Source organism: Vibrio sp. 1641 (assembly GCF_033339995.1).
Taxonomy (GTDB): domain Bacteria; phylum Pseudomonadota; class Gammaproteobacteria; order Enterobacterales; family Vibrionaceae; genus Vibrio; species Vibrio alginolyticus.
Genome location: NZ_JAWOVP010000001.1, coordinates 393862 through 416402 on the forward strand (window position 1 = coordinate 393862; position 22541 = coordinate 416402).

At 44.4% G+C, this 22541-nt stretch carries 19 protein-coding genes; 9 read left to right on the forward strand and 10 right to left on the reverse strand.

What is annotated here, in order from left to right:
* Positions 1-121 precede the first annotated feature (121 nt).
* The 3 genes from R7Z47_RS01795 to R7Z47_RS01805 all read left to right on the forward strand — a co-directional run bounded on the left by R7Z47_RS01795 (position 122) and on the right by R7Z47_RS01805 (position 5761).
* Positions 122-2482, forward strand: coding sequence for a Lon protease family protein (locus tag R7Z47_RS01795; RefSeq protein WP_005375118.1), 2361 nt, complete (start codon positions 122-124; stop codon positions 2480-2482).
* 293 nt (positions 2483-2775) lie between these two features.
* Positions 2776-4404: a methyl-accepting chemotaxis protein gene (locus tag R7Z47_RS01800; RefSeq protein WP_005375120.1), complete on the forward strand. Its 1629-nt coding sequence runs from the start codon at positions 2776-2778 to the stop codon at positions 4402-4404.
* Positions 4405-4801: 397 nt separating this feature from the next.
* Positions 4802-5761 carry a porin gene (locus tag R7Z47_RS01805; RefSeq protein WP_064354918.1) on the forward strand — a complete coding sequence of 320 codons (960 nt, stop codon included), beginning with the start codon at positions 4802-4804 and terminating at the stop codon, positions 5759-5761.
* Between the two features lie 124 nt (positions 5762-5885).
* On the opposite strand, the gene R7Z47_RS01810 is transcribed toward R7Z47_RS01805, so the two are convergent.
* Positions 5886-6632 (reverse strand): flagellar brake protein, encoded by a 747-nt coding sequence (locus tag R7Z47_RS01810; RefSeq protein WP_042521645.1) that lies wholly within the window; start codon positions 6630-6632, stop codon positions 5886-5888.
* Between the two features lie 127 nt (positions 6633-6759).
* Here R7Z47_RS01810 and R7Z47_RS01815 point away from each other — a divergent pair, with 127 nt between their 5' ends.
* Both R7Z47_RS01815 and R7Z47_RS01820 read left to right on the forward strand, forming a co-directional pair.
* Positions 6760-7035 carry a GNAT family N-acetyltransferase gene (locus R7Z47_RS01815; protein WP_104976440.1) on the forward strand — a complete coding sequence of 92 codons (276 nt, stop codon included), beginning with the start codon at positions 6760-6762 and terminating at the stop codon, positions 7033-7035.
* Positions 7032-8009, forward strand: a complete 978-nt coding sequence (locus R7Z47_RS01820) for a phosphotransferase (protein ID WP_154204428.1) — start codon at positions 7032-7034, stop codon at positions 8007-8009. Before R7Z47_RS01815 ends, R7Z47_RS01820 begins: the two co-directional genes overlap by 4 nt.
* 46 nt (positions 8010-8055) lie before the next feature.
* Here R7Z47_RS01820 and R7Z47_RS01825 read toward each other — a convergent pair whose 3' ends face one another.
* Positions 8056-8556 (reverse strand): GNAT family N-acetyltransferase, encoded by a 501-nt coding sequence (locus R7Z47_RS01825; RefSeq protein ID WP_017820512.1) that lies wholly within the window; start codon positions 8554-8556, stop codon positions 8056-8058.
* 395 nt (positions 8557-8951) lie between these two features.
* Between R7Z47_RS01825 and napG the strand changes: the two genes are divergently transcribed.
* The 4 genes from napG to R7Z47_RS01845 all read left to right on the forward strand — a co-directional run bounded on the left by napG (position 8952) and on the right by R7Z47_RS01845 (position 12447).
* The gene (napG, locus tag R7Z47_RS01830) at positions 8952-9722 is read left to right on the forward strand and encodes a ferredoxin-type protein NapG (RefSeq protein ID WP_064376387.1); all 771 of its coding nucleotides are present in this window, start codon (positions 8952-8954) and stop codon (positions 9720-9722) included.
* Complete coding sequence (napH, locus tag R7Z47_RS01835) at positions 9722-10576, forward strand: quinol dehydrogenase ferredoxin subunit NapH (protein ID WP_213972891.1); 855 nt, start codon at positions 9722-9724, stop codon at positions 10574-10576. The genes napG and napH overlap by 1 nt, the downstream gene beginning before the upstream one ends.
* A 199-nt stretch (positions 10577-10775) precedes the next feature.
* On the forward strand, positions 10776-11957 hold the full coding sequence (locus tag R7Z47_RS01840; RefSeq protein ID WP_262606616.1) for an MFS transporter: 1182 nt from the start codon (positions 10776-10778) through the stop codon (positions 11955-11957).
* Positions 11958-12165: 208 nt separating this feature from the next.
* Positions 12166-12447 (forward strand): YrhK family protein, encoded by a 282-nt coding sequence (locus R7Z47_RS01845; protein WP_025768568.1) that lies wholly within the window; start codon positions 12166-12168, stop codon positions 12445-12447.
* Positions 12448-12569: 122 nt separating this feature from the next.
* Here R7Z47_RS01845 and R7Z47_RS01850 read toward each other — a convergent pair whose 3' ends face one another.
* From R7Z47_RS01850 to R7Z47_RS01885, 8 genes are all read right to left on the reverse strand, one after another.
* Positions 12570-13409, reverse strand: a complete 840-nt coding sequence (locus R7Z47_RS01850; RefSeq protein WP_138939430.1) for an energy-coupling factor transporter transmembrane component T family protein — start codon at positions 13407-13409, stop codon at positions 12570-12572.
* Positions 13406-15145, reverse strand: coding sequence for an ABC transporter ATP-binding protein (locus tag R7Z47_RS01855; RefSeq protein ID WP_262606615.1), 1740 nt, complete (start codon positions 15143-15145; stop codon positions 13406-13408). Before R7Z47_RS01855 ends, R7Z47_RS01850 begins: the two co-directional genes overlap by 4 nt.
* Positions 15146-15151: 6 nt before the next feature.
* Positions 15152-15700, reverse strand: a complete 549-nt coding sequence (locus R7Z47_RS01860) for an ECF-type riboflavin transporter substrate-binding protein (protein ID WP_005375133.1) — start codon at positions 15698-15700, stop codon at positions 15152-15154.
* Positions 15701-16035: 335 nt separating this feature from the next.
* Positions 16036-17166, reverse strand: coding sequence for an HlyD family secretion protein (locus R7Z47_RS01865; RefSeq protein WP_005375134.1), 1131 nt, complete (start codon positions 17164-17166; stop codon positions 16036-16038).
* Positions 17166-17546 (reverse strand): DUF3302 domain-containing protein, encoded by a 381-nt coding sequence (locus R7Z47_RS01870; protein WP_005375135.1) that lies wholly within the window; start codon positions 17544-17546, stop codon positions 17166-17168. The genes R7Z47_RS01865 and R7Z47_RS01870 overlap by 1 nt, the downstream gene beginning before the upstream one ends.
* A gap of 244 nt (positions 17547-17790) precedes the next feature.
* Positions 17791-19374, reverse strand: a complete 1584-nt coding sequence (locus R7Z47_RS01875) for a GGDEF domain-containing protein (RefSeq protein ID WP_053307917.1) — start codon at positions 19372-19374, stop codon at positions 17791-17793.
* Positions 19358-20842 (reverse strand): hypothetical protein, encoded by a 1485-nt coding sequence (locus tag R7Z47_RS01880; RefSeq protein ID WP_262606614.1) that lies wholly within the window; start codon positions 20840-20842, stop codon positions 19358-19360. Before R7Z47_RS01880 ends, R7Z47_RS01875 begins: the two co-directional genes overlap by 17 nt.
* A 166-nt stretch (positions 20843-21008) precedes the next feature.
* Positions 21009-22478, reverse strand: coding sequence for a hypothetical protein (locus R7Z47_RS01885; RefSeq protein WP_005375138.1), 1470 nt, complete (start codon positions 22476-22478; stop codon positions 21009-21011).
* Positions 22479-22541: the final 63 nt, after the last annotated feature.

Here is a 22541-nt window from a genome sequence, read left to right on the forward strand (position 1 = left end):
GTTAATATCACTTATGTGTTCATAAAATGTCCAATCAATCTAGGGTGGAAGGTAAATCACTTAAAATTAAGCAAATAATCTCTACACTCAAATAACGAAAATAAGAAAAAAGGAAGTGGATATGGCAATACTAAGATTGGAAGCTAAGCAGCTATATTCTGTAGCAGATCTAGAGAATATGCCATGTAAGTCGACCAAGGAGTTACCTCCAATTGATGAAATCGTGGGCCAAGAGCGCGCGCAAAAAGCGGTCGAGTTTGCGATGTCCATCAAAGAGAAAGGGTATAACATCTACGCCATTGGTCAGAATGGGCTAGGTAAACGCACCATGATCTTGCGCTATCTGAATCGCCACCAGCACGATGCAGCAGCCCTGTTTGATTGGTGTTACGTTGCGAACTTTGAGGATACCCGTACACCAAAGGTATTAAAGTTGCCTTGTGGTATCGGAAATAAGCTACGTGTTGATATTGAAGCTTTAATGGGCAAATTATTGAATGCTTTACCCCTAGCATTCGACAATGAAATGTACTTTAGCCGCGCTGAGCGATTAAAAAATCAATTGGCAGCTAAGCAACAAAACGAGCTGGATCGTATTAGTCGAGAGGCAAAAGAAAAGGGCATCAGCCTAACACTGACTACGCAGGGGGATTATCAGTTTGTCGCCATGAACGGTGATGAGCTTCATACGGAAGAGTCTTTTGATGTACTAAGCAAAAAAGAACAAGAGCAATTCAGCGATGCTATTGATGAACTCGAAGTGCGATTGCGCTCGATGGTTCGTGAGCTTACGGAGTGGGAAGAGACATACAGCGATAAAATCAAAAAGCTCAATGATGAAGTGACGCTTGATGTGATTACTCACTTCATCAAAAAACTCAAAGTGGATTACGCGCAATATTCCGAAATCAAAACCTACTTAACTGAGCTGCAAAAAGATATTGTTGAAAACGCAGATATCTTCCTTGACCAAAGTGGCGAGCAAGGCGAAATTGCGACGGCATCCTTGGATAAAAAATTGCCACGTCGTTATAAAGTGAACGTCTTGGTAAGCCGTAAAAGCAGCGAATTTCCTATCGTTGTTGAAGAAAATCCCAACTATCATTCACTCTTCGGGTCGATTGAGACAGCCACTTTCAAGGGAACGGTGTTTACCGACTTCTCGCTGATTCGCGCAGGGAGCTTGCATAAGGCGAATGGCGGCGTTCTATTAATGGATGCTCAGAAAGTACTTGAACAGCCTTACGTTTGGGATGGTTTGAAGCGCGCATTGCGTGCTCGTCAATTGAGTTTTACGTCTCTAGAAAAAGAAGTCACATTGACGGGGGCGGTATCACTCGATCCTGAACCGATTCCGCTTGATATCAAAATTATCTTATTTGGTGATTACCGAACTTACCAATTACTCCAACATTACGATCCAGAGTTCAGCGAGTTGTTCCGCGTGACGGCAGATTTCGAAGACGAAATGAAACGTACGCCGGAGTCTGAGCTGCATTACGCGCGCTTTATCTCTAGCGTGGTGCATGACAACAATATGCTGCATTGCGATCGCAAAGCCATTGCTCGAATCATCGAATACAGCTCACGTTTGTCTGGCGACCAATCCAAGCTATCTCTACATTCGGCTAATATCGCCAACTTGCTTCGAGAGTCGAACTACGTGGCTCGTCAAGCCAACTCTAACATGATCCGTATTGGGCATGTTGAAGAGGCGCTCAATAACCAAGAAATGCGAGTAAGCCGATTACGCGATAACGTAATGGAAACCTTTATTAACGGCACAACGCTGATTCGCACCGAAGGAGAAGCCGTAGGCCAAGTGAACGCACTTTCGGTATTGAGCACTAGTGACTACATGTTTGGTGCACCGAATCGCATCACAGCGACGACGTGTTACGGTGATGGGGATGTTATCGATATCGAGCGCAGCGTGGATTTGGGTGGCAGTATTCACTCTAAGGGCGTGATGATTTTGTCTGCCTACTTATCTTCCGTATTTGGTAAAACGGCACGAGTGCCATTAACGACAACCATTACCTTTGAGCAATCTTATGGTGGTGTTGATGGTGATAGTGCCAGCATGGCTGAGTTGTGTGCGGTTGTGTCTGCTTTTTCAAAGCAACCAAACCGACAAGACATCGCGATAACAGGGTCGATGAATCAATTTGGCCAAGCTCAGCCTATTGGTGGCGTAAACGAAAAGATCGAAGGCTTTTATGATGTGTGTGTAATTAAAGGTCGTCATGACGGGCAGGGGGTCATTATTCCGCGCTCTAATGTTCACAATCTAATGCTTCGTTCCGACATCGTGAAAGCAGTCGAAAAAGGCGAGTTTAATATTTGGGCGATTGACCATGTTACTGAAGCTATCGAATTGTTTACGGGGAAAGTTGCTGGTGAGCCAACTGATGAAGGTTCTTATCCAATCGATACCATTTTTGGCCTTGCTCAAGCTAAGCTCAATTCGTTGAGAAAATAGGCTGAAACCGTCCTAAATGTGAATGTATCTCATCATAAGTGATCATAATTTATCATAACGACAATATCCCGACGCTACTGTCGGGATATTGTCAATAACAGATTGAAAATGGAGAGTTTTTGTACTAGACAAAAGTGTGATCGACCTCTAATATTCGCCGCTTGTTTATTCGTCTGGGATTTATCCCGTCGCAAGGAAGCATAGATATTCAAACTGCCGAAAAGTAACGTTGTTATAAGCACTGCTCGAGTTTGTTTGGATATAGACATCACGCATACAACTGAGGCCCTGTCATGCAGTTATCACTGAAAAATTTGTCAGTACGAACGCAAATTTTGGTTCCGGTATTATTTACCGCGATTGTTTTGTTTATTGCTCTTTGGATTACTAAAAACAATCTTCAAGCAGAGCAAGATGTTATTGCTTCCAACCAAGAATCTTTGGTTTTTCACAAAGACACATTGGCGAGTATTGACGACCAAATTTACCCTCTGCGCATAAGCGCGGTTTACGCTATTTACGATGCTTCTCGTCGTGAGAATTTTCTAACCGAATTGAAAGAAGGCTTAAAGCAAGTTGATGCCGATTTAAGCGCAATTGAAGCCCGAAACCTATTCCGTGACGATGCCGTTAAAGTTCGCCAAGCAATTGAATCCTATGTGCGATATTCAGAGCGCTCAGTTGCTTTCTTCAACCAATACGATCAAGGTTTGAAATCGGATAGCGAGTACCGTGCATTTGTCAAAGAGTATCGCAATGTTGGCCGAGAAATGGTCCAACAAATTAACACACTATCAAAGCATGTAAACGAGCAAGCTGAACAATCTACTATCAGAAGTCATCAGCAAAATGAACGTGTGCAAAATAACGCTATGTTGACGGTTTTAGCGGTATTTGCTTTCTCATTGATAGGCGCTTGGTTCCTATCTGGCATGATTGTTACACCAATCCAAAAGCTGCAAGAAGTGATGCGTCAGTTAGCAATGGGTAATCTATCAGTACGTGCAGATGTCGATGGGGACAATGAGATCTCTAAGCTGAGCAAAGATGTAAACCAAACCGCAGAGCAGTTATACAACACTGTGGACCAGTTAACCCGTATTAGTGAGGAAGTTGCATCTGCATCGACCGAATTGGCTGCGGTAATGACGCAAGCGGAAGCGAACGCTCAACAAGAGTTGGCGGAGATCGAGCAAGTTGCATCTGCGGTTAACGAGCTTGCAAGCACTGCGAATAATGTGAGTGATAACGCGACCTCTGCTGACGCAACCGCGCGTGAAGCTGATGGACTTGCTCAATCAGGTTTGGCTATCTTCCAAGAAAGTGCGGAAGCAAGTGCGCAAATGTCTCAAGCATTGAACGATGCAGCGCAAGTTGTTTTGCGTCTAAAAGAGCAATCTGTACAGATCAACGATGTTATTGAAGTGATTCGCGGTGTATCTGAGCAGACCAACTTGCTAGCATTGAATGCTGCGATTGAAGCGGCGCGAGCTGGTGAGTCTGGTCGTGGTTTTGCGGTAGTAGCTGATGAAGTACGCATGCTAGCAGCGCGTACTCAAGACTCGACACAAGAGATCCAAACGATCATTGAAGAGCTTCAAGCGCAGTCTGGGCTGGCGAATGACAGTATGCAAGTCAGCCTTGATATGCTTAGCCGCAACAACGAGCTGACGCAACAAGCGAATGAAGCGTTGGTTGGAATTACCGAGTCGGTCGCCAACATCAACGATTCAAACACGCAAGTAGCAACCGCAGCCGAAGAGCAGTCTCAAGTTACTCAAGATATCAATCGCAACGTGGTTAACATGTCGGAGCTTGTAAACCAAAACGTAGCGGGCATCAGCCAGAGTGCAAGTGCGAGTACTGAGCTTTCATTACTTGCAGAGAAGCAGAAAGAGCAATTAAGTTTCTTTAAGCTTTAATTCATCATCTACTTATCAAATCTCTAAATCCCTGAGTGAATGCTCAGGGATTTTTTTGTTTGTAATAATCGGATTTATTATCAATAAGTCTATCTAAAACAGTCAGTTAACAAGATTTTTTTGCGGGCAATATCACGTTTTGTGATATTGTTTTTACATTTTTTTCGTCAATTTTTTTTTGACGCGAACATTTTTTTTAACTCAACCGATAACTTGATGGTTGAGAGGTATTCATATCGTCATTTTAAGTGGTGTTTTCTTCTATAAGCGCTGTTTATTCAACACGTTGCGTGAAAAATAACAGCTGCTACTATGCCGCCAGTTTTCTCGTTGGTACAGAAAAGTCCTGTTTTTCTGGTGAGAAAACACATATAAAACAATGATATGGAAAATAACAATGAAATTAAAAACTTTAGCTGTAGCAGTGGCGCTAATGGCATCAGGATCTCAAGTTGTCGCTTCAGAACTATACAACCAAGATGGCACTTCTCTTGAGATGGGCGGCCGCGCTGAAGCGCGTCTTTCTATGATGGATGGTAAGGCAGAAGACCGTACTCGCATCCGTCTTAACTTCCTAGGCAAACAGGAAATCAATGAAAACCTATACGGCGTTGGTTTTTGGGAAGGTGAGTTCAAAACAAAAGAAGAAGGTGCCGTAGATAACAATAGTGATCTTGAAACTCGTTACGCTTATGCGGGTCTGGGTGGCAAATACGGTGAAGTAACTTACGGTAAAAACGACGGCGCACTAGTGGTTCTTACTGACTTTACTGACATTATGGCTTACCACGGTAACACAGCAGCACTTAAACTGCCTGTTTCTGACCGTACAGATAACATGCTGTCTTACAAAGGCCAATTCGAGCAACTAGCTGTACGCGCAAGCTACCGTTTTGCTGATCGCACAACAGATGCACAAGGCTTTACAGACAACGAGGAAGATGGCTTCTCTCTATCTGGTGTTTACGCGTTTGCTAACACTGGTTTTGAACTAGGTGCTGGTTACGCAGATCAAAACGACAGCGATGAGTTCATGCTGGTAGCTGCATACTCTGTAGGTGACTTCTACTTCGCTGGTAACTACACTGGCGCGGATATGGATGTTGCAGGTAAGACTTTTGATTACAAAGGCTACGAACTAGCCGCTGCTTACACTATGGGTCAAACTGTATTCACTTCTACGTTCAACAAAGGTGAACTAGAAGACGCAGATACTGTAGAAAACCTAGCTGTTGATGTAACTTACTACTTCAAGCCTAACTTCCGTGGCTACGCATCATACAACTTCGATCTAATGGATAACGAAGGCGCGGCTGAAAAAGATGAGCTAGCGCTAGGTCTACGTTACGACTTCTAAGTCATGACTCTTATCTAAGATACTGCCTTATTCTTAGTAAATAAAAACCCCTTACTGAAAAGTAAGGGGTTTCTTGTTTTCTAGCACTTCAAAGCTTCTTGATAAGCGATAGGGGTTATCAAATCTATCTTTTTAGTGTGAGCTTAGTACCATCAAATTTGAGGTGACTGAGGAGGTTTTTAGCGTTGTTTTTACCAACCTCATCAAACTCCATTCCGTAGCGAGCATAGTGCGTTGATTTTTGTAAATTACAAATACGACCTCGCAATGGCGCTAGCATACGACTTTCTCCGGGCATCGTTAGATCCAATGAAACGTGGTCACCAACCTGAAGTGGCCGGCTCATTGGTGATGTTACAAAACGACAGCCACTACGAGATAAATCTCTTATTTCGCATTCAGTTCGATAGGCTTCTAAACAAACACGCGCTCTCAAATTTACTTCGTAACGCACTTCTTTGCGAAGCTGAAAGACCTGCATAGTGTTGGGTAGGTCTAGCACCAAAATTGGGTACGGATCGCCTAGTCGATGCTGTAATTGGGCCCGAAATGGGATAACGGCCCCTTCACCTCGATGAGAGTAGGCTTTTACATTGATCCAAAAGCCTTCTTGAAAATAGAATTTCAAGTCTTCATCGGAGATGTTCGGAACCTCTATCAATGCAGTATTATTTGAGTGACAGCCAACAAATGTGCTGGTTGTAATAAACTTTGTACCAACGGGGGTGGTGACGTTTAAGCTCACTTCACTGCCATGTTCGACCATTGCCATTGCATCGGTGCTATTTAATGTACTTGCCTGACGTTCTGGTGCCTTCTTGCTTTGCAGAGGTAGCTTGCCGTCTCTGGCAATTGGGCTCATATTTCTCATTATAATTGTCGTACCTGATGTAAGAAGGTAATCGCGTGAGGCGAAGCAGCACTCTCGCATGGTATCGATTTTATTCAGTGATATAGTTTGATTCAATCAATCTGTAACAAAAATTAGAGAGCAAGATATGCATAAAGTAACTCATGAAGCCACGAATAGTACATTCTGGGTTGATTTAGAGCAGGGCTATAAAGCCAAGTTAATTTATCAGCTTAAGGGTAATGTCATGCACATTACATCAACGGTTGTTCCTGAAGCACTGCGAGGTAAGGGGTACGGAAAAGTGATGATGGAAGCGGTGTTGCCAGAAATTGAGTCACTCGGTTATCAAATCAAACCAGTTTGCCCATATGTTATTCACTACATGGAGAAGAACCAAACGTGGTCACATCTGCTCGCATGATGAGTAACAACCACCAACGCTACCAAAATATTGGCCAGGAACTCAATCTAGGTAATTACCGCTCTGTAGAAGTCATACAATCGCTATGGGGAGGCTATGGAGAGTTAGTCCGAGTTACTTATTCTACTCGTTCGGTGATCATTAAGCATGTAAAACTCCCTAAGCCTTCAGAGCATCCTAGAGGCTGGAATACGGACCGTTCTCATCAAAGAAAGTTGCACTCTTATCAGGTGGAAGTGAATTGGTATGAGTATTTTTCCGGAGGGGTGGATACTCGCTGCCGAGTACCACAAGGTCTAAAAACGTTCCAATCGGAGAATGAATGGCTCATTGTGATGGAAGATCTCGCCGAGGTGGGCTTTCCAAAAGTCATCACAGATGCACAGCTAGAGCATATACAAGCCTGCCTCACTTGGTTGGCGAACTTTCATGCGCGATACATCGATGTTCGTTCGGATAAGTTGTGGCATACCGGAACATACTGGCACTTAGCAACCAGACCCGACGAGCTTAAAGCATTGCAAGACACTGAGCTACAAAATGCGGCTCAATTGATTGATCAAACGCTTTCGCAAGCTAAGTTTAAAACACTAATACACGGTGATGCCAAATTGGCGAACTTCTGTTTTGATGAAGAAGAATCAAGCGTTGCTGCGGTTGACTTTCAATACATTGGATGCGGGTGTGCCATGAAAGATGTGGCACTGTTTATGAGTAGCGCCGTTAAGCCAGAACGTTGTGCAGAGATGGAAGTTTGGGTTTTGGATACGTATTTTGCTCAGTTGCAACACGCGCTAATGGTCTATCAACCGAATCTTGACCCTAATGAAGTCGAGCGTGAATGGCGTCCTTTGTTTGCTGTGGCTTGGGCAGACTTTCAGCGATTTGTGAAAGGTTGGAGTCCCGACCACTGGAAGATCAATCCCTACACAGAAGCATTGACTCGCAGAGCGTTGGCTTACTTACGAAAGTGAGTCGAAGTTTAAAAAGAAAAGCCTCCAATTAGTAGGAGGCTTTGTTTTATCTTTGGCCTGGTCTGATGCGCGCCATGTAATAGGTATTGATGAATTCACCATCACGGAAGGAACCGTCAATCGCTTCACCCTCAATTTGAAATCCATGCTTTTTATAAAGCCCAATGGCGGCGTCGTTATCGGCATTGACCTCTATCTGAATTCTTCTCACATTTAACCAGTTATCTGCTAGTTCAGTGACTGTTTCTATCAATTTGCTACCAATACCGAGTCCATGGAAACTATCATGTACTCCGATGCCAAACGATGCCGTGTGCATCGTTCTTGGACGTAGAGAGTGGTGAAAGCCAATATTTCCGACGACTTTACCATCAATTTCAGCGACATAGCTATAAACACCATCAGGTATGTTTGACAACCTTTCCACCCACATCGCGAGCGAAGGCTTTGGGAGTTGCAGGGTTTCACGTTGTGCTTTTGGTTGTGAATAGATTTCTACGAGTGCCGCTGCGTCTTCGACGGTCGTTGGACGTACGATAATTTCCATGCCTCTCTCCTTCGCTTTTTAGTTTTAATTTTTAATCTAACCACAGTTTTCTTATTTGGATAGTGTTTTTTTATGTTTAATGGATAAATGCCTTTTAAATTAGCTTGTTATGATGTGTTTTTTTGAATTTTTAGTAGTGATTTGTCATCGAATTGAACGAGTAGATTGCAAAGGTGTTGAATTATTGTACTGAGAATGGCGCGTACTGCAGAGTATCGTGGTGAATTTCATGTCGCAGTAAATAAACGCATTTAGTCAAACTGTGACGACGGCACTGTGCGTCAGTTGACTTGAATCAATAGAGGATGGAGTTACCTCCTATGAGGTATAGGGAAACGACACGTTTAGGGCTATTTATGCTTAACTTGATAAGGGAGTTTTGTTGAGGAAATAGCATGAAATCCTCTCAGTCTAAAATATCGCAAAGTCGGCGCCGATTTTTGCGTGATACAGCTCGAACTGCGGCTGGTGTTGGCGCAGCTGCGTGTGTATTGGGCTTACAATCGCTACAAAGCCAAGCTCGAGAAACCAAAGGTGTGCCTATTCGTCCGCCTGGTGCATTGCCGGAAGGCGATTTCGAATCAGCTTGTATTCGATGTGGCTTGTGTGTTCAGGCATGTCCTTACGATACCCTGAAACTTGCGACATTACTTTCACCCGTCGCGACTGGCTCACCTTACTTTACTGCACGCGATATTCCCTGCGAAATGTGCGAAGACATTCCTTGTGTTGTCGCTTGTCCGAGTGGGGCGCTGGATCCGAAACTAACCGATATTGATGATGCTCGAATGGGTACAGCGGTTCTTATTGACCATGAAACTTGCCTTAACTGGCAAGGGTTACGATGCGACGTTTGTTATCGCGTTTGTCCGCTGATTGATGAAGCCATCACGTTAGAGATGGTTCACAACGATCGAACTGGCTATCACGCCAAACTTATCCCTACAGTGAATTCCGAAGTGTGTACCGGATGTGGTAAGTGTGAACAAGCGTGCGTGTTGGATGTCGCTGCTATTAAAGTCGTCCCGACGGATTTGGCGAAAGGTAAAGTGGGCAGCCACTACAATTTTGGTTGGAAAGAGCTCGACAAACCACTCGAAAATATCCTCCCTAGTGAGACGCCTGTGCCGGAAGGTGCGCTTGAATCGCTAAAAGGAGGTAAGTAATGGCAAAGAATTTAGCTCAAAATGCTGGCAAAGAAGCGCTTGAAAAGCTTGGTTGGTGGCGCGTGCATCGGTTTTTGATTTTACGTCGGCTATGTCAGTTCACCATCATTGCGCTGTTTATGGCTGGGCCGACGCTGGGAATTCTAACTGGTAATCTGTCATCAAGTATGTTGCTCGATAACGTGCCGTTAAGTGACCCGTTAATTGTGCTTCAAGCTTTGGCGACAGGGCATGTTCCGGAGTTTAATGCGTTGTTAGGCGTAGTGATTGTCGTGGTGTTTTACGCGATTTTGGCGCCGCGCGCATTTTGTGCTTGGGTGTGCCCGTTGAACATCGTAACAGACTTGGCGGCGTGGTTGCGTCGAAAGTTCAACATTAAAGTGAGCTATCGTTGGTCTCCCATGATTCGTTATTGGCTGATCCCTGTTTTGATGTTGGGCAGTGCGCTATCTGGCGCGATTCTTTGGACATGGTTAGATCCAGTTGCGGCACTGCATCGCGGGTTGGTGTTTGGTATGGGCGCAGGTTGGGTGCTAATCGCCCTAGTGTTTATGTTGGATTTACTCTTGGTTGAGCATGGGTGGTGTGGGCACTTATGTCCACTGGGGGCTACCTATGGCGTGATAGGCCGAAAAAGCCTGTTGCGCGTTACTGCTGTTCGGCGCGAAGATTGCACCAAATGCATGGATTGCTTTTACGTTTGCCCAGAACCAGAAGTGCTTCGGCAGCCTTTGAAAGAGGGAGATCGTCGAGTTATGGATCAAAACTGCATTAGCTGTGGTCGTTGTTTGGATGTATGTCCAGAACATGTGTTTGAATTTAAAAATCGCCTATCAGTAAAAGTCATTGATTAAGCCACTGAGCACATTTACTCATGCTTTATTTCTCTTGATACTTGAACATCGCGCTTAGCCAAGGAGTTAAGCGCGATGTTTATCTTCATAACAATATTCCTCAGCCATATCTGCTTGCTCTGGGCTTAAAATAATAATGATATTGCGAATTTGTTACATTTAAAGCTATGATGATGCCTTCATATTTAAAGGAAACATCATGACTACCTCATCGCACGGCTGGAGAACGCCGCAAAATTTCCTCCTGTTAATTTCCATTATCGTGCCCATTGCTTTTTCTACCTGGATGGCGTTGTTGAACAACTTTGTTATCGAGAAAGCAAACTTTGATGGTGCAGACATAGGCCTATTGCAAAGTGTGCGTGAAATTCCGGGTTTTTTGGCCTTTACCGCCGTGTTTGTATTGCTGTTTATCCGAGAGCAACGCTTTATGCTCGTCTCTTTGGCGATGCTTACGCTTGGTACGGCATTAACAGGTTATTTTCCCACTTTGTACGGTCTACTTTTTACAACCTTGTTAATGTCCACCGGCTTCCATTACTTTGAAACACTCAAGCAGTCTTTGTCTTTACAATGGCTATCTAAAGAAGAAGCGCCAGAAATGCTGGGTAAGTTTATTTCTGTTGGAGCTTTGGCTTCTCTGTTTACCTACGGCACCATTTGGGTTTCGCTCGAACAGCTCAAACTTGATTTTAAAACGGTCTATTTAATGGCTGGTGGTTTAGGTTTTGTGCTCATTTTGGTGATGGCATTTGCCTTCCCACAATTTAAGACAAAAGTACCTCAGAACAAGAAGCTCATCCTGCGTAAACGTTACTGGCTATACTATGCGCTTACGTTTATGAGTGGAGCACGCCGTCAAATTTTTACGGTGTTCGCTGGTTTCTTGATGGTAGAGAAGTTTGGTTACTCCGCCGCAGATATTACGTTGCTGTTCCTGATTAACTATGTCTTTAACTTCTTGTTTGCGAAGCGAATAGGCCGTTTTATCGGCGTTGTTGGTGAGCGGAAAGCGTTGATGTTTGAATACGTCGGTTTGATCTTCGTGTTCGTCGGGTACGGTTTGGTGCAAACGGCAGAGTGGGCGGCAGCATTGTATGTTGTCGATCATCTATTTTTCGCGTTAGCGCTTGCGATTAAAACCTACTTCCAGAAAATTGCCGATCCTGCCGATATGGCGTCGACCGCAGGCGTTGCGTTTACGATTAACCATATTGCGGCGGTTGTAATACCTGTTACGTTTGGTGTCATCTGGCTTGTTTCACCTGCGAGCGTATTTTACATCGGCGCTGGTATGGCAGCAGTGAGCTTGCTGTTGTCACTCAATATTCCAGCGAAGCCGGAAGAAGGCAACGAAACTCGCTTGTTGAAGTGGAGTTAAGTTGGTGCTCACTATCTAGCCATTGAAGTGAATACCTGTAATTAGACTCGCTGAAAAGGGTGCTTATGCGCCCTTTTCTTTTGATTGCAAATAGATAATCCCCCCCCAATGGTTGTCAATGCATGCCACGTCCGTTAGGGTTTAGAACTAAGTATTTCGAAATAACTTTGGCATAACTGACGCGAAACAATAAGAGGGGAGCTATACAGTGCAGATACATGGCAGAGAGTTGGATTTAGATCTAGGAAGCCGTCACATCGTTATTCAGCGCCGCTATGAGGCGTTAGGTGCTGCAAACGACCTACTCATTGCTATTTGGTTTTTAATTGGTAGCTTTTTCTTTTTGAATGATTCGTTGATTGAAAGTGGTACTTGGCTTTTCATTGTAGGCAGTGCGCAGTTGATCATTAAGCCCCTGATAAAACTGATGAGTTTAGTTCATGTTGGTCGTTTGAATAAGCAACTTTCTGGCACATCAGCGAGCCGCTGAAATTACCGCTTCTTTTGAATACTTGCAAGCAAGAAGCCAGCAGGCGAGTTATCGAGGGGAAAGACGGAAGATAACGTGGTCACAACACTAACCACGTTATGTTCAGTTTGAAGCTTCAGAATTTAAAACGGATACCAGAACAGTTGTGTGTCCATCACACGCTTGCTGATCGCAGCAATCACTATCACCGCAATCCCAGCCATGCAGATCATATCGGCTTTGGTCAGTGGTTTTAAGCTGTACCAAGTGCGAGAGGAGTGGCGGCCAAAACCACGTAGCGTCATCGCGTTTGAGATTTGATCGGCTCTGTCTAAACTAGAGAAAATCAGAGGTCCAAGAATCTTCGCGACGTTCTTCATACGAGTGAACAACGGAGCCTTCTTGCTCAGTTCTACTCCGCGTGCTTGTTGCGCGTGCATGATGTTAACAAAGTCCTTTTTCACTTCCGGCAAGTAGCGCAGCGTTAAGCTTACGGCATAGGCGATTTTGTAAGGTACACCCAAGCGGTTCAAGCTGGCTGAAAACTCCGTCGGGTGAGTGGTAAATACAAACACCAACGCGATTGGAAACATGCTGAAGTATTTCAACGTCACTGTTACTAGGTAAAACAACGTCTCTTGAGTGAGCGAGTAATTACCGGGTAACGAGAGTAAAACCGTTGATGAGCCCATGAATTCAGTACCTTGTTGCGGTGCTAACGCGAACATAAACAGGGCATTGATCAGTAATACCGTGCCTGTACCGAATAACAGCGGTTTGTAGACATGAAAGGGCACTTTGGTCATTTTCAGTAAGCCTAAACCAAGCACGATCAACAGCGCGATGATTCGCAAGTCAAATGTGGTCAACACCACCGTTACCCAAGCAATGAAAAGCAAGAACTTAGTAATGCCATTCAACTTATGAAGTGGTGATTGGGTATCGATGTAGTTGATACCAAACTTCATCTTATTGTCTTTCATGCCACCGCTTTCTCTAGTTGGTTTACGTCGTCGCTTTTTTGTTGGCGGTGCGCTTTTTCTACATTGATAAAGTGCTGCATAAAGCCATTGGTGTCTTCGAGGCCAACTTTTGTAGCCAACTCAAACAGACTTGTTGTGGTGAGGTTTGCTTGGTCTAGTAGCTCTGGACTGCTGAATACCTGCGTCATTGGTGCATCCGCGACTAATTTACTGTCTGCAATCACGATAGAGCGCGTGGTGTATTCCAGCACTAAATGCATGTCATGAGAGATGATCATCACGGTTACGCCCAACTCGCGATTGAGCTTTTCGATGAAACTCAGCATAGACGTGTAGTTTCGATAGTCCTGACCTGCCGTCGGTTCATCAAGGATCAGAAGCTCTGGTTCCAATACCAAAATTGACGCAATGGTTACGCGCTTTTTCTGGCCGTAGCTCAATGCTTCGATTGGCCAGTGACGGTATTTGCTCAAACAGCACAGCTCAAGGACTTCAAGTACTTTAGCTTCGATTTGTTTCTCTTCAACGCCACGATTACGGAGGCCGAAGGCCACTTCGTCGAAAATCATGTGATGGGAAATCATGTGATTCGGGTTTTGCATCACCACGCCCACTTTCTGGCTGCGCTCGAAGATGGTCAGTTCGTTTAGATCTTGACCATTCAAGCTCATTGAGCCGCTATCCGCTTCAATAACGCCCATAATCAGTTTGGTGATGGTCGATTTACCCGAGCCATTTTTGCCAAGTACAGAGACAAACTCGCCACGCTTGATGTCAAAACTCACGTCTTCTAACGCGTTTTTCTCACCGTCGTAAGAATAGGTGAGGCCACGGACTTCAAACAAAGTCTCGGCTGGCGTTTTAGGTGGTTGTGCTGTTGAACCATCAAACCATGCTTGTACTGCCGGTTTATATTGCTCCAACGGTAAGGTAGTTAAGCTAGAAGGTTTTGCATCGCCCTCAATCGCGCAGCCTGCTTCTTTCAGTGCTGAAATATAAAGCGGTTCACGGATGCCGTAATCTTCTAGCAGAGGCGACGCTAAAATTTCATCTGGCGTTGTATCGGCAATGATTTTGCCGCTTTCCATCAAGATAATACGGTCAACTGAGCAATGCAGAACGTCTTCAAGACGATGCTCAATGATTACGATGGTTTTGCCCGTTTCGCGGTGTAGATCATCGATGATCTCGATGGTTTTTTTACCCGTTTTAGGGTCAAGCGCAGCTAGTGGTTCATCAAACAAAAGGATATCGACATCATCGACGAGAATGCCCGCCAAAGAAACACGCTGTTTCTGCCCGCCAGATAAATCGTGGGGTGAGCGTTCTAGCATCTGTTCCAAGTCGACCATTTTGGCCGTGGCTTTGACCAATGGGTACATGTCGATATTTGAAGTTAGCTGGTTCTCCAGCGCAAATGCAATGTCTTCGCCAATGCTCAAACCGACAAATTGGCTGTCCGTATCTTGCAGTACGGTGCCAACTTGCTCAGTGTATTGGTGCATGTCGAAAGGGGCGGTGTCTTGACCATTGATGGTCAATGTTCCACTGGTTTCCCCTTTGATTGCGTGTGGGATCAGTCCGTTAAGACATTGCCCAAGGGTAGATTTACCACTACCACTTGGACCGATAATGACGATTTTCTCTCCTTTCTCTATCCTTAGATTGATATTTTTTAGCGTCGGTTTGTCCAGCGACTCATATCTAAAAGAGAAGTTAGAAAATTCGATTGTCATTCGACATTAAGCCTCTGTTAAGTTACGGCTTTGCTTGTTACGTTTAGCGACAGACTTAAGAATGAAGAAGCCAACAATAGCAATAAGAATGGTGTTACCGATCGCGATAATAGAAAGCTGGGTAAACACTTTAGTGAACGGTTCTGCGTATAAAATCGTGTCGAGGAATGCAGAGCAACCGTAACCAAATACGTTGCCTAATAGCGCAAGTACTACGAATAACGCGAAGTCTTTCATATTGAAATCACCTTTCTCCAAACGGTAGCGCGTTAGAGAAGGGAATAGACCGATAATCAAACCAACAATACCTGAACCAAGTACCCAAGTGAGCCATACGCCCCAACCTGCAAATAGGTCAGTAACCCAGTGACCAATAAAACCAACCAAGAAGCCAACAAGTGGTCCAAATAGTACTGAGAACAATGCTAATACTGCCATTGCTGGTTTTAGCGTTGTGTTTGCAAACACAGGGATGCCAAACATAGGTAAGCCGCCGATACCGTAAAGAGCAGCACCGATTGCAATAACCACAACAGTTTTAGCGGAAAGATTCATAGATAACCTCAGTTCAATAGTCGATTTTAAAGAACGTTCATTTATATTGTTGGAAAGCGTTAGTTATTTGATTGTGTAACATATATTCAAAACAACCAAGCTGCTTATTGTTTGCTCTATTTTTCTTCAGGAAATGTGTGATTTGATTCACGCATCCCTTTGACTGGCTTTGGTTTTAGCAAGCATTAAAAATAAGGCGCGCATTATACAGAATATTAATAAAAGTGGGAATGCTATCTATCTGGATGGCTAGAATGAATCAGGGGCTGATCGTCAGCCCCTGATTACACGGTTTGATGTTATTTTTACCAATAAATGAATGCGCTATATGTTCATTAATGGTCGAGGTATAAATAGTTCTGCCAGCTCTTCATACGAATAAGCACTTTGCGCATCACTGATACGTGAGTAAAGCTGTCTGAATAAACTGCAACTTCAACCGCAGTACCCATTGGTAGGTGGTATCCACTCAAGTCGTCGGTAATTTTCAGCTTCGCAAAAACACGTCCGCTCGTGCGCAAGGCATCAGTCCCAAGCAGAGCGCCTCGCGCTTGAATTTGGCTTTCACCAATGGCTGGAATCACGTCAATGACTTCGCCACGGAACACTTTGCCCGGGATAGCGCGGAACATAAATTCTGCTTCAAAGCCTGGCTTCAAGCGTTGTAATGAGTTCTGTCTGAATGCCGCGGTGTACGTAATGTCTTCTGTATGGACGAAGGTCATTGCTGGGGCAAGCGGTAACGGCACAGCCATCACTCCAGGACGTAAAGCCAATTGCGTAACGTAACCATCGGTTGGCGCACGAACGACGGTTTGCTCTAAGTTAAACTCTGCTTTACGCAGCTCGGCAAGAAGTTGCGCGACTTGGGTATTTTCGCCTCCGATTTCAGAGTCCAGAGCGATTTGCGCTTGTTCTTGTTGCAAAATCGCAACGTCTAACATGGCTTCTGCCGCTTTATACGCTTGGCGTCGAGTATCCAAATCTTGTTCAGTAAACGCGCCACGATCAAAGCCCCTTTGATATCGGCTAAATTCCCTTTGTGCTTTATCTCTGTCCGCTTGCGCTTTCAATACAGCAGCTTCTGCTTCTCTTAGATCAGACTCTAAACCCAGGGCACCTTGGCTTGCTTCTTTGACTTTCGCTTCAAGGCGAGCAACTTCTGCTTCAAAAGGCACAGGATCGATTTTGAAAAGAATATCGCCCGTTTTGAGCGGTTGGTTGGCCTGGACTGGCACTTCCACCACGCGGCCACGCACGCCAGAGACGATAGGCGTAGTCGGGAACACTTGGTTACCTAATTGAGTAAATGGGTGGTTGTAGTTCATAAGCAGCACGAGTGTGCCCACTAACACTACGCCGCCAAGTACGGCGGTTGGAACGGTCCATTTGTTTAGAGGAATATTGAAAATTTTAAAAATGGCAATACAAAGAGCGGCGTAAGTCAGAATCAGCAATAAGTCCATTATTCGTCCTCTTTACTTTGTTCAGGCAAAGGCTTTTGCTGAATCTTTTGTTGTTTCAACATCGATACTTCGTTTTTGAGTTCGTTGACTTCATCGATGAGTTCTTCAAGGCGGTGATGAATGTCGTGTGTTTCTTGTTCTAGTTGTTTAAAACCCCAGCCGCGTTCCTTGCGCCATAATGTTGCCCATATCCATAAAAATGGCCACAGCGCATGCAAAGTGAAAAGGCTGACCCAGCCAGCGTAGTGAATTGCGTCTTGGTGCGGGTGCTCTCTCTCTTTGGCGATTTCATATGGAATATCATGGATGACAATGATTCCGTAAAAGATCACTAAAGCAACGAAGATGAGTAACCCAAGTGCAAAATAGTCTAGAAACATCTTACCTACCTGTGCGTATTGCGAAATGGAAAATCTACGTAAATTAACAATTTAAGTATTTGTCTTAACTACAGATGAATCAAGCGGTTTTTATGTAGGAATTATGTTTATGCGATGTAAGTATCCACTGATGTTTATTGACAGTTAAGGTGTTGCTGAGTACTTATTTAAACAAGCAGTGAAGTGATATAGGAAGGATAAGTAAAAAGTATACTAAAGCCCCAGATGTCAACCGGGGCATGGTTTAAAGTTCGGTACAGACTTGGTTTCTGCCATTGGCTTTGGCGCGATAAAGAGCTTTGTCTGCACGATAAAAAGTTCGCTGAGTATTCTCGCCTTCTCGATGCAAGGTAATCCCTATGGATACGGTCAGCCCCCGTTCACCAAGAATATCGTCCCAACCATATTGATAAATCCGTTCACGATAATTCTCGGCATGCATTTCTGCTCGTTCCAGTTGGGTATTCTCAAGGATCACGAGGAACTCTTCACCACCAAATCGTACGCACGATGCGCCTTTAAATCTGAAGTAGGACGCCAGTTCCTGTGACACACTTTTGATCGCTTTGTCGCCAACCAAGTGGCTTAGTTCGTCATTGATGGATTTGAAGTGATCGATATCGATGACCATCAATGCAAATGCAGTATCGTGCAGAAGTAGATCTTTTAGTTTAACTTCTAACCAGCGTCGGTTGTGTAAAGACGTAAGTGGATCGGTAAAGACGTCCTGCTGTAGCTGAGCAACAGTATTTTTATGCTGCTTGGTGGTTTCTTTTAGTTCTTTGTTTTCTAGCTCTGACAAAATGAGTTTGAGTTGTAACTCAAAGCGTGAAAGTCGGCGTAGTTGAGCAGACCCTAACTCACCGATCGGAATATGTTTTACAAGATCAGATTCGATTCTATGCGCTTTTTTTTCACAATTTAATGCTTCTTGATACAACCCTTGAGAGGCGTAAACTTGACTCATCGCGTTATAAAAATGCTGAGTAACGATAGGAGATAGCTGCTTTTGAATCCTTTTACTGATGGAGTCCAACGTTAAATTAGCTAAAGAAGTGTGCCCTACACCGTTTAGACAATACGCAGTCTCAATTTTGACCATCGTGGATAACCAGTATGTCGTGGCACTACCCGTTGTATACTGAACATTCGAAATAGCCAGCAACGCATTGGGGTAGTCTTCTTGCAGACGATGTAATTTGGCTCGGTAGAGGTGAATTTGTGCGGCGAGGTTTTTATCACTGACGAGAATGCTCAGTTCTTCACATTCACTCAATAGTTCTTTGGCGTCTGCGGTACGGTTTAAGCTGATATAACATGCAAGCATGTACAGCTTGTAACGAAGGCGTAGGGATCGACTGCCAATAGCGTGATCGATAGCATCTATTTTTTGATAATAACGTAATGCACGTTGGTGATCCCCATAGGCATCGCACAAATTACCCATTCCAATAATGGCCAATACGTACTCATCAATATAGCCGTACTCGACGGCGATATTGGTTGAAGCAACATACTCGGTTAATGCCGCATTGTAGTCACCTACTTCAACTAAACGCTCACTCAAGCTTGCTTTCACAGAAAGAATATCTTCTACATCCTCTGGTAAAACAAGCAACTCAAGCGCTTGTTTCAATTCACTAATGCTGTCGTTGAGCTGTTTGATCTCTCTTCGATACTCGGCGCTAATGATATAGCAATGCGCTTTCTCTCGGTTTGTTGACGCAATATGTAACCCTATGTGTTCCCATAGCGTAATCGCTTCTTCACCTGAAACGGAAGAAGGATCGATACCTGCGTCAGTCACCTTGCTAAGCAGTTGTTCCATTCTTCATTACCTCAATATAACTTTCTTCGAGCTGTTCTAACGTGAATGGGAAGGTCAGGATATCTTGCAAATACAGTATCGGTTTAGGGCCTTTGATTCCGCGTCGCTTCCATGGATAGATGTCTAACATCGCTTGGACAGTGCGGTAGACCTCTTCTGCTGCTTGACCTTTTTCTGCAATTAACATTGCTAGCCTGTTACTGGAAATTCTCGAGATGAGGTCGCTGGAGGTTGTCAATGCATGAACGAGCTCGGTACAAACATCGAGAACTTCGGGGTTTGAATGCTGAATCATAATGATGGCGTGGTTAGAGCGTTTGAGCTCCGTTTTAAACAAAACTAACTGTTCCCACCAGTAGGTCTCAGAAACGACATTAGAGAACTGTTTTTCAGGGTCGTATTCGTGTTGAGAGCGAATATGATTGATCAGCTTACGTGCTCGCTGCTCTAGTTGGCGTTTAGAGCCTCTTGCTTTATCCATGCTGATTCGATGAGTTTGTTCTTTGAGCATTTTGAGTGCGTGCTTACGGTATTTCTTGAACGCGTTAAACGCAGACTCAAAGTCACCTTGTTCTTCAGCGACTCGTGATTGTTGGAAGCAAATTTGGCTGAGTAGCTCACCGTGGTCGAAACTGAGTGCAGATTCTTCTGCTGCAAGTAGCAACTTGGCAGCGCTGTCTGTATTTTGGCGCAAAAGCTCAAGTCTTGCTCGGCTAATAAAAGAGTGTGCTTTCATCCAAACGAGGTCATGCTCAATGGCAAGCTGGTGGGCTTTTTGGGTGGCTTCTTCGGCCGCATCAAGGCGTTCTAGTCCAAGCAGTGCTAACCCTTTAAAGTCCCAGATCTCGGCTTGCCACGTACTGTCATCATGATCTTTTAATACTTCGGTTGCTCCATCTAGTACCGTAAGCATCTCGACAAACTTATTTAGTAAGTAATAGTCCCAAGCTAATAGGATGCGCGCTTTGCCTTCTAACCAAGCAATACGAACATTGTTTGCCACTTTAACGGCTAACTCATGAGTTGAAGCGGCAAGTTGGTGTTCATTAGTGATGCGCCATACATTACCAAGCCCAATTAGAGATTCGATTTGAATTTCAACATCATCAACAAGAGCAGATTGTTCGAGCGCATTAATCCAATATTGTTGCGCGGAATAATACTTTGCTTGGCCCCAATATTGGAGTGCAAAAAGATGGAGAATTTCCGGGAGATGATCGTCGGTTTCACGCTGTGTTTGTTTGCTGTAAGCGTCTTTGACGAGTTTTAAGCCTTGTCGGTAATCCATTAGGCACCAACAGCATTGCGCCATGATGAGTAAGGCTTTGATCTCTCCGTCCACAAATAAAATTTGTTCCGCGCGGATACGATATTGCTGCGCAATATTAAAGGTATGTTTAGGGGCCGATTTTATTTGGCCTTTAAGCTTAGTGAGATCATCTTCTAGCTGAATTTGGTTTTTATCCAACGTTCACATCCATGACTATCGAACTGGAAATCACACCTAATATTAAGTGGTTAGATGCATGTTTCTTTACCAAAGCGATGCGGATAACGTTTTGGTAAACGATCAGGGGCCGTAATGTATACCGTTACAACCCCTAATTACTACATCTAAATTACCAATAGAATAGCTACGATAGGAGCTGTTTGATTGTCAAAGGTGCATCAGAGACTTCTAACCTTTGTGCAGCGGTAAGACCTTGTTTATCCTGATAGCACAAATTATGCCAAGCTCTGAATATATCTAAAAGAGGTAAAATACCAGCAGGTCGTAATTTGCGACGTGGCTCGTTAATGAAGCTTTCGAAAAGAATCTGAAAGCGGTTTTGATAAAACTTCACATGACGAGTTGTCGCAACGTTAAACCATTTTTCCGGCTCATTTTGATCGCCAGCGAGGTAGCAAATGCCTTTGTGGTTTTCGTTTTGACTAGAGATTGCCCAACGATCGCGCCACCAACTCATATAGGCGATATCGACTTTGCCAAAGGGAGTGCTCATGTCCCAACTAGCGTCCTCTTCTACGTACATCAAGTCGACACTTTTCTCTTTAATACGAGGTAAACAAACGCTCAGTGCAGCTGAACGTAGTAGGGGATCTTGAGGCATGTATAGAGATACACGTTTGTTTGGGCAGCACATATCAAGTACGTGCAAATAGTGTGCATACGAGGTGTATGGCGGACGGACTAATGCCCCTTTTGAAGGGTAATGAAATACAGATAGATTACCAAGAGGGTCTTCTACGTTACCGCGAGCCAAAATTGTTTGGTATTTTTGGTCAATTCGCTCTCTGAGGTGATAAGAAGGTTCCGCAAGCGGCTCACTTGCTTCCGCTACATACTCCTGGGAAACAAAACGAGACACCTCATCGTAAGGATTATGATCGAGCGTTGCGATTGGCTCTTCATCAGCGGAATAATTGACGTGCTGGCAAAGAATATAGCCAGAATGCGCTTCGCCAGAAACAATCCAATACACACCATTATTGCTGTTCGGTTGCAATGCAATATAGTTTGAGGCCAATTCATAATGCGTTGCGTGGTTTACCCAGCGCGCATCAATGGTTGCCAGCTTGCGGCGGCAGCGGCTAGCTATGTGGTCAACATGATCGTAAAAGGTTTTTGGGTTAATACTAAGCTTACGGCAGATTTCTCGTACGGAATATCCCGTAAACAATAAACCCATCAAGTTCTCTTGAAATTGAAGCTTCTTGTTGGCACCAGACCACTTGTCGACAAAGGTACTTTGACACACTTTACAGCGGTAACGTTGGCGATCGCCACTGTAACCGAAAGCGTGATAGAGGTGTTTGTGAGTGTGGACAGAGAGTCCAAAGTTGTCGCAATCATCATTACGGCAAGCAGGCAACCCGTCACTGTGGACGTGCCGCAGGCGATGAAGTTCGTTCACGACATCGCGATTATTAAGTAAGGGGGGGAAAGCTCCACATTCACGGCATACCATCGCCGGACGCTTAGGGTTCGCATGTTGCAGAACGTAACGCTTTGCATCACTCAATCCAAAGTTGTCACACGCCAATGTTTTACAAAAGTTGAGTTGTAACCCATCTGCGTCTTTTGGCAGTTCGCCGTTAGACACAATCGCCCCCTCGGGATAATTCGGGCAGCCAGCATAACTCTGGCTGCAAATTATTACTTACTA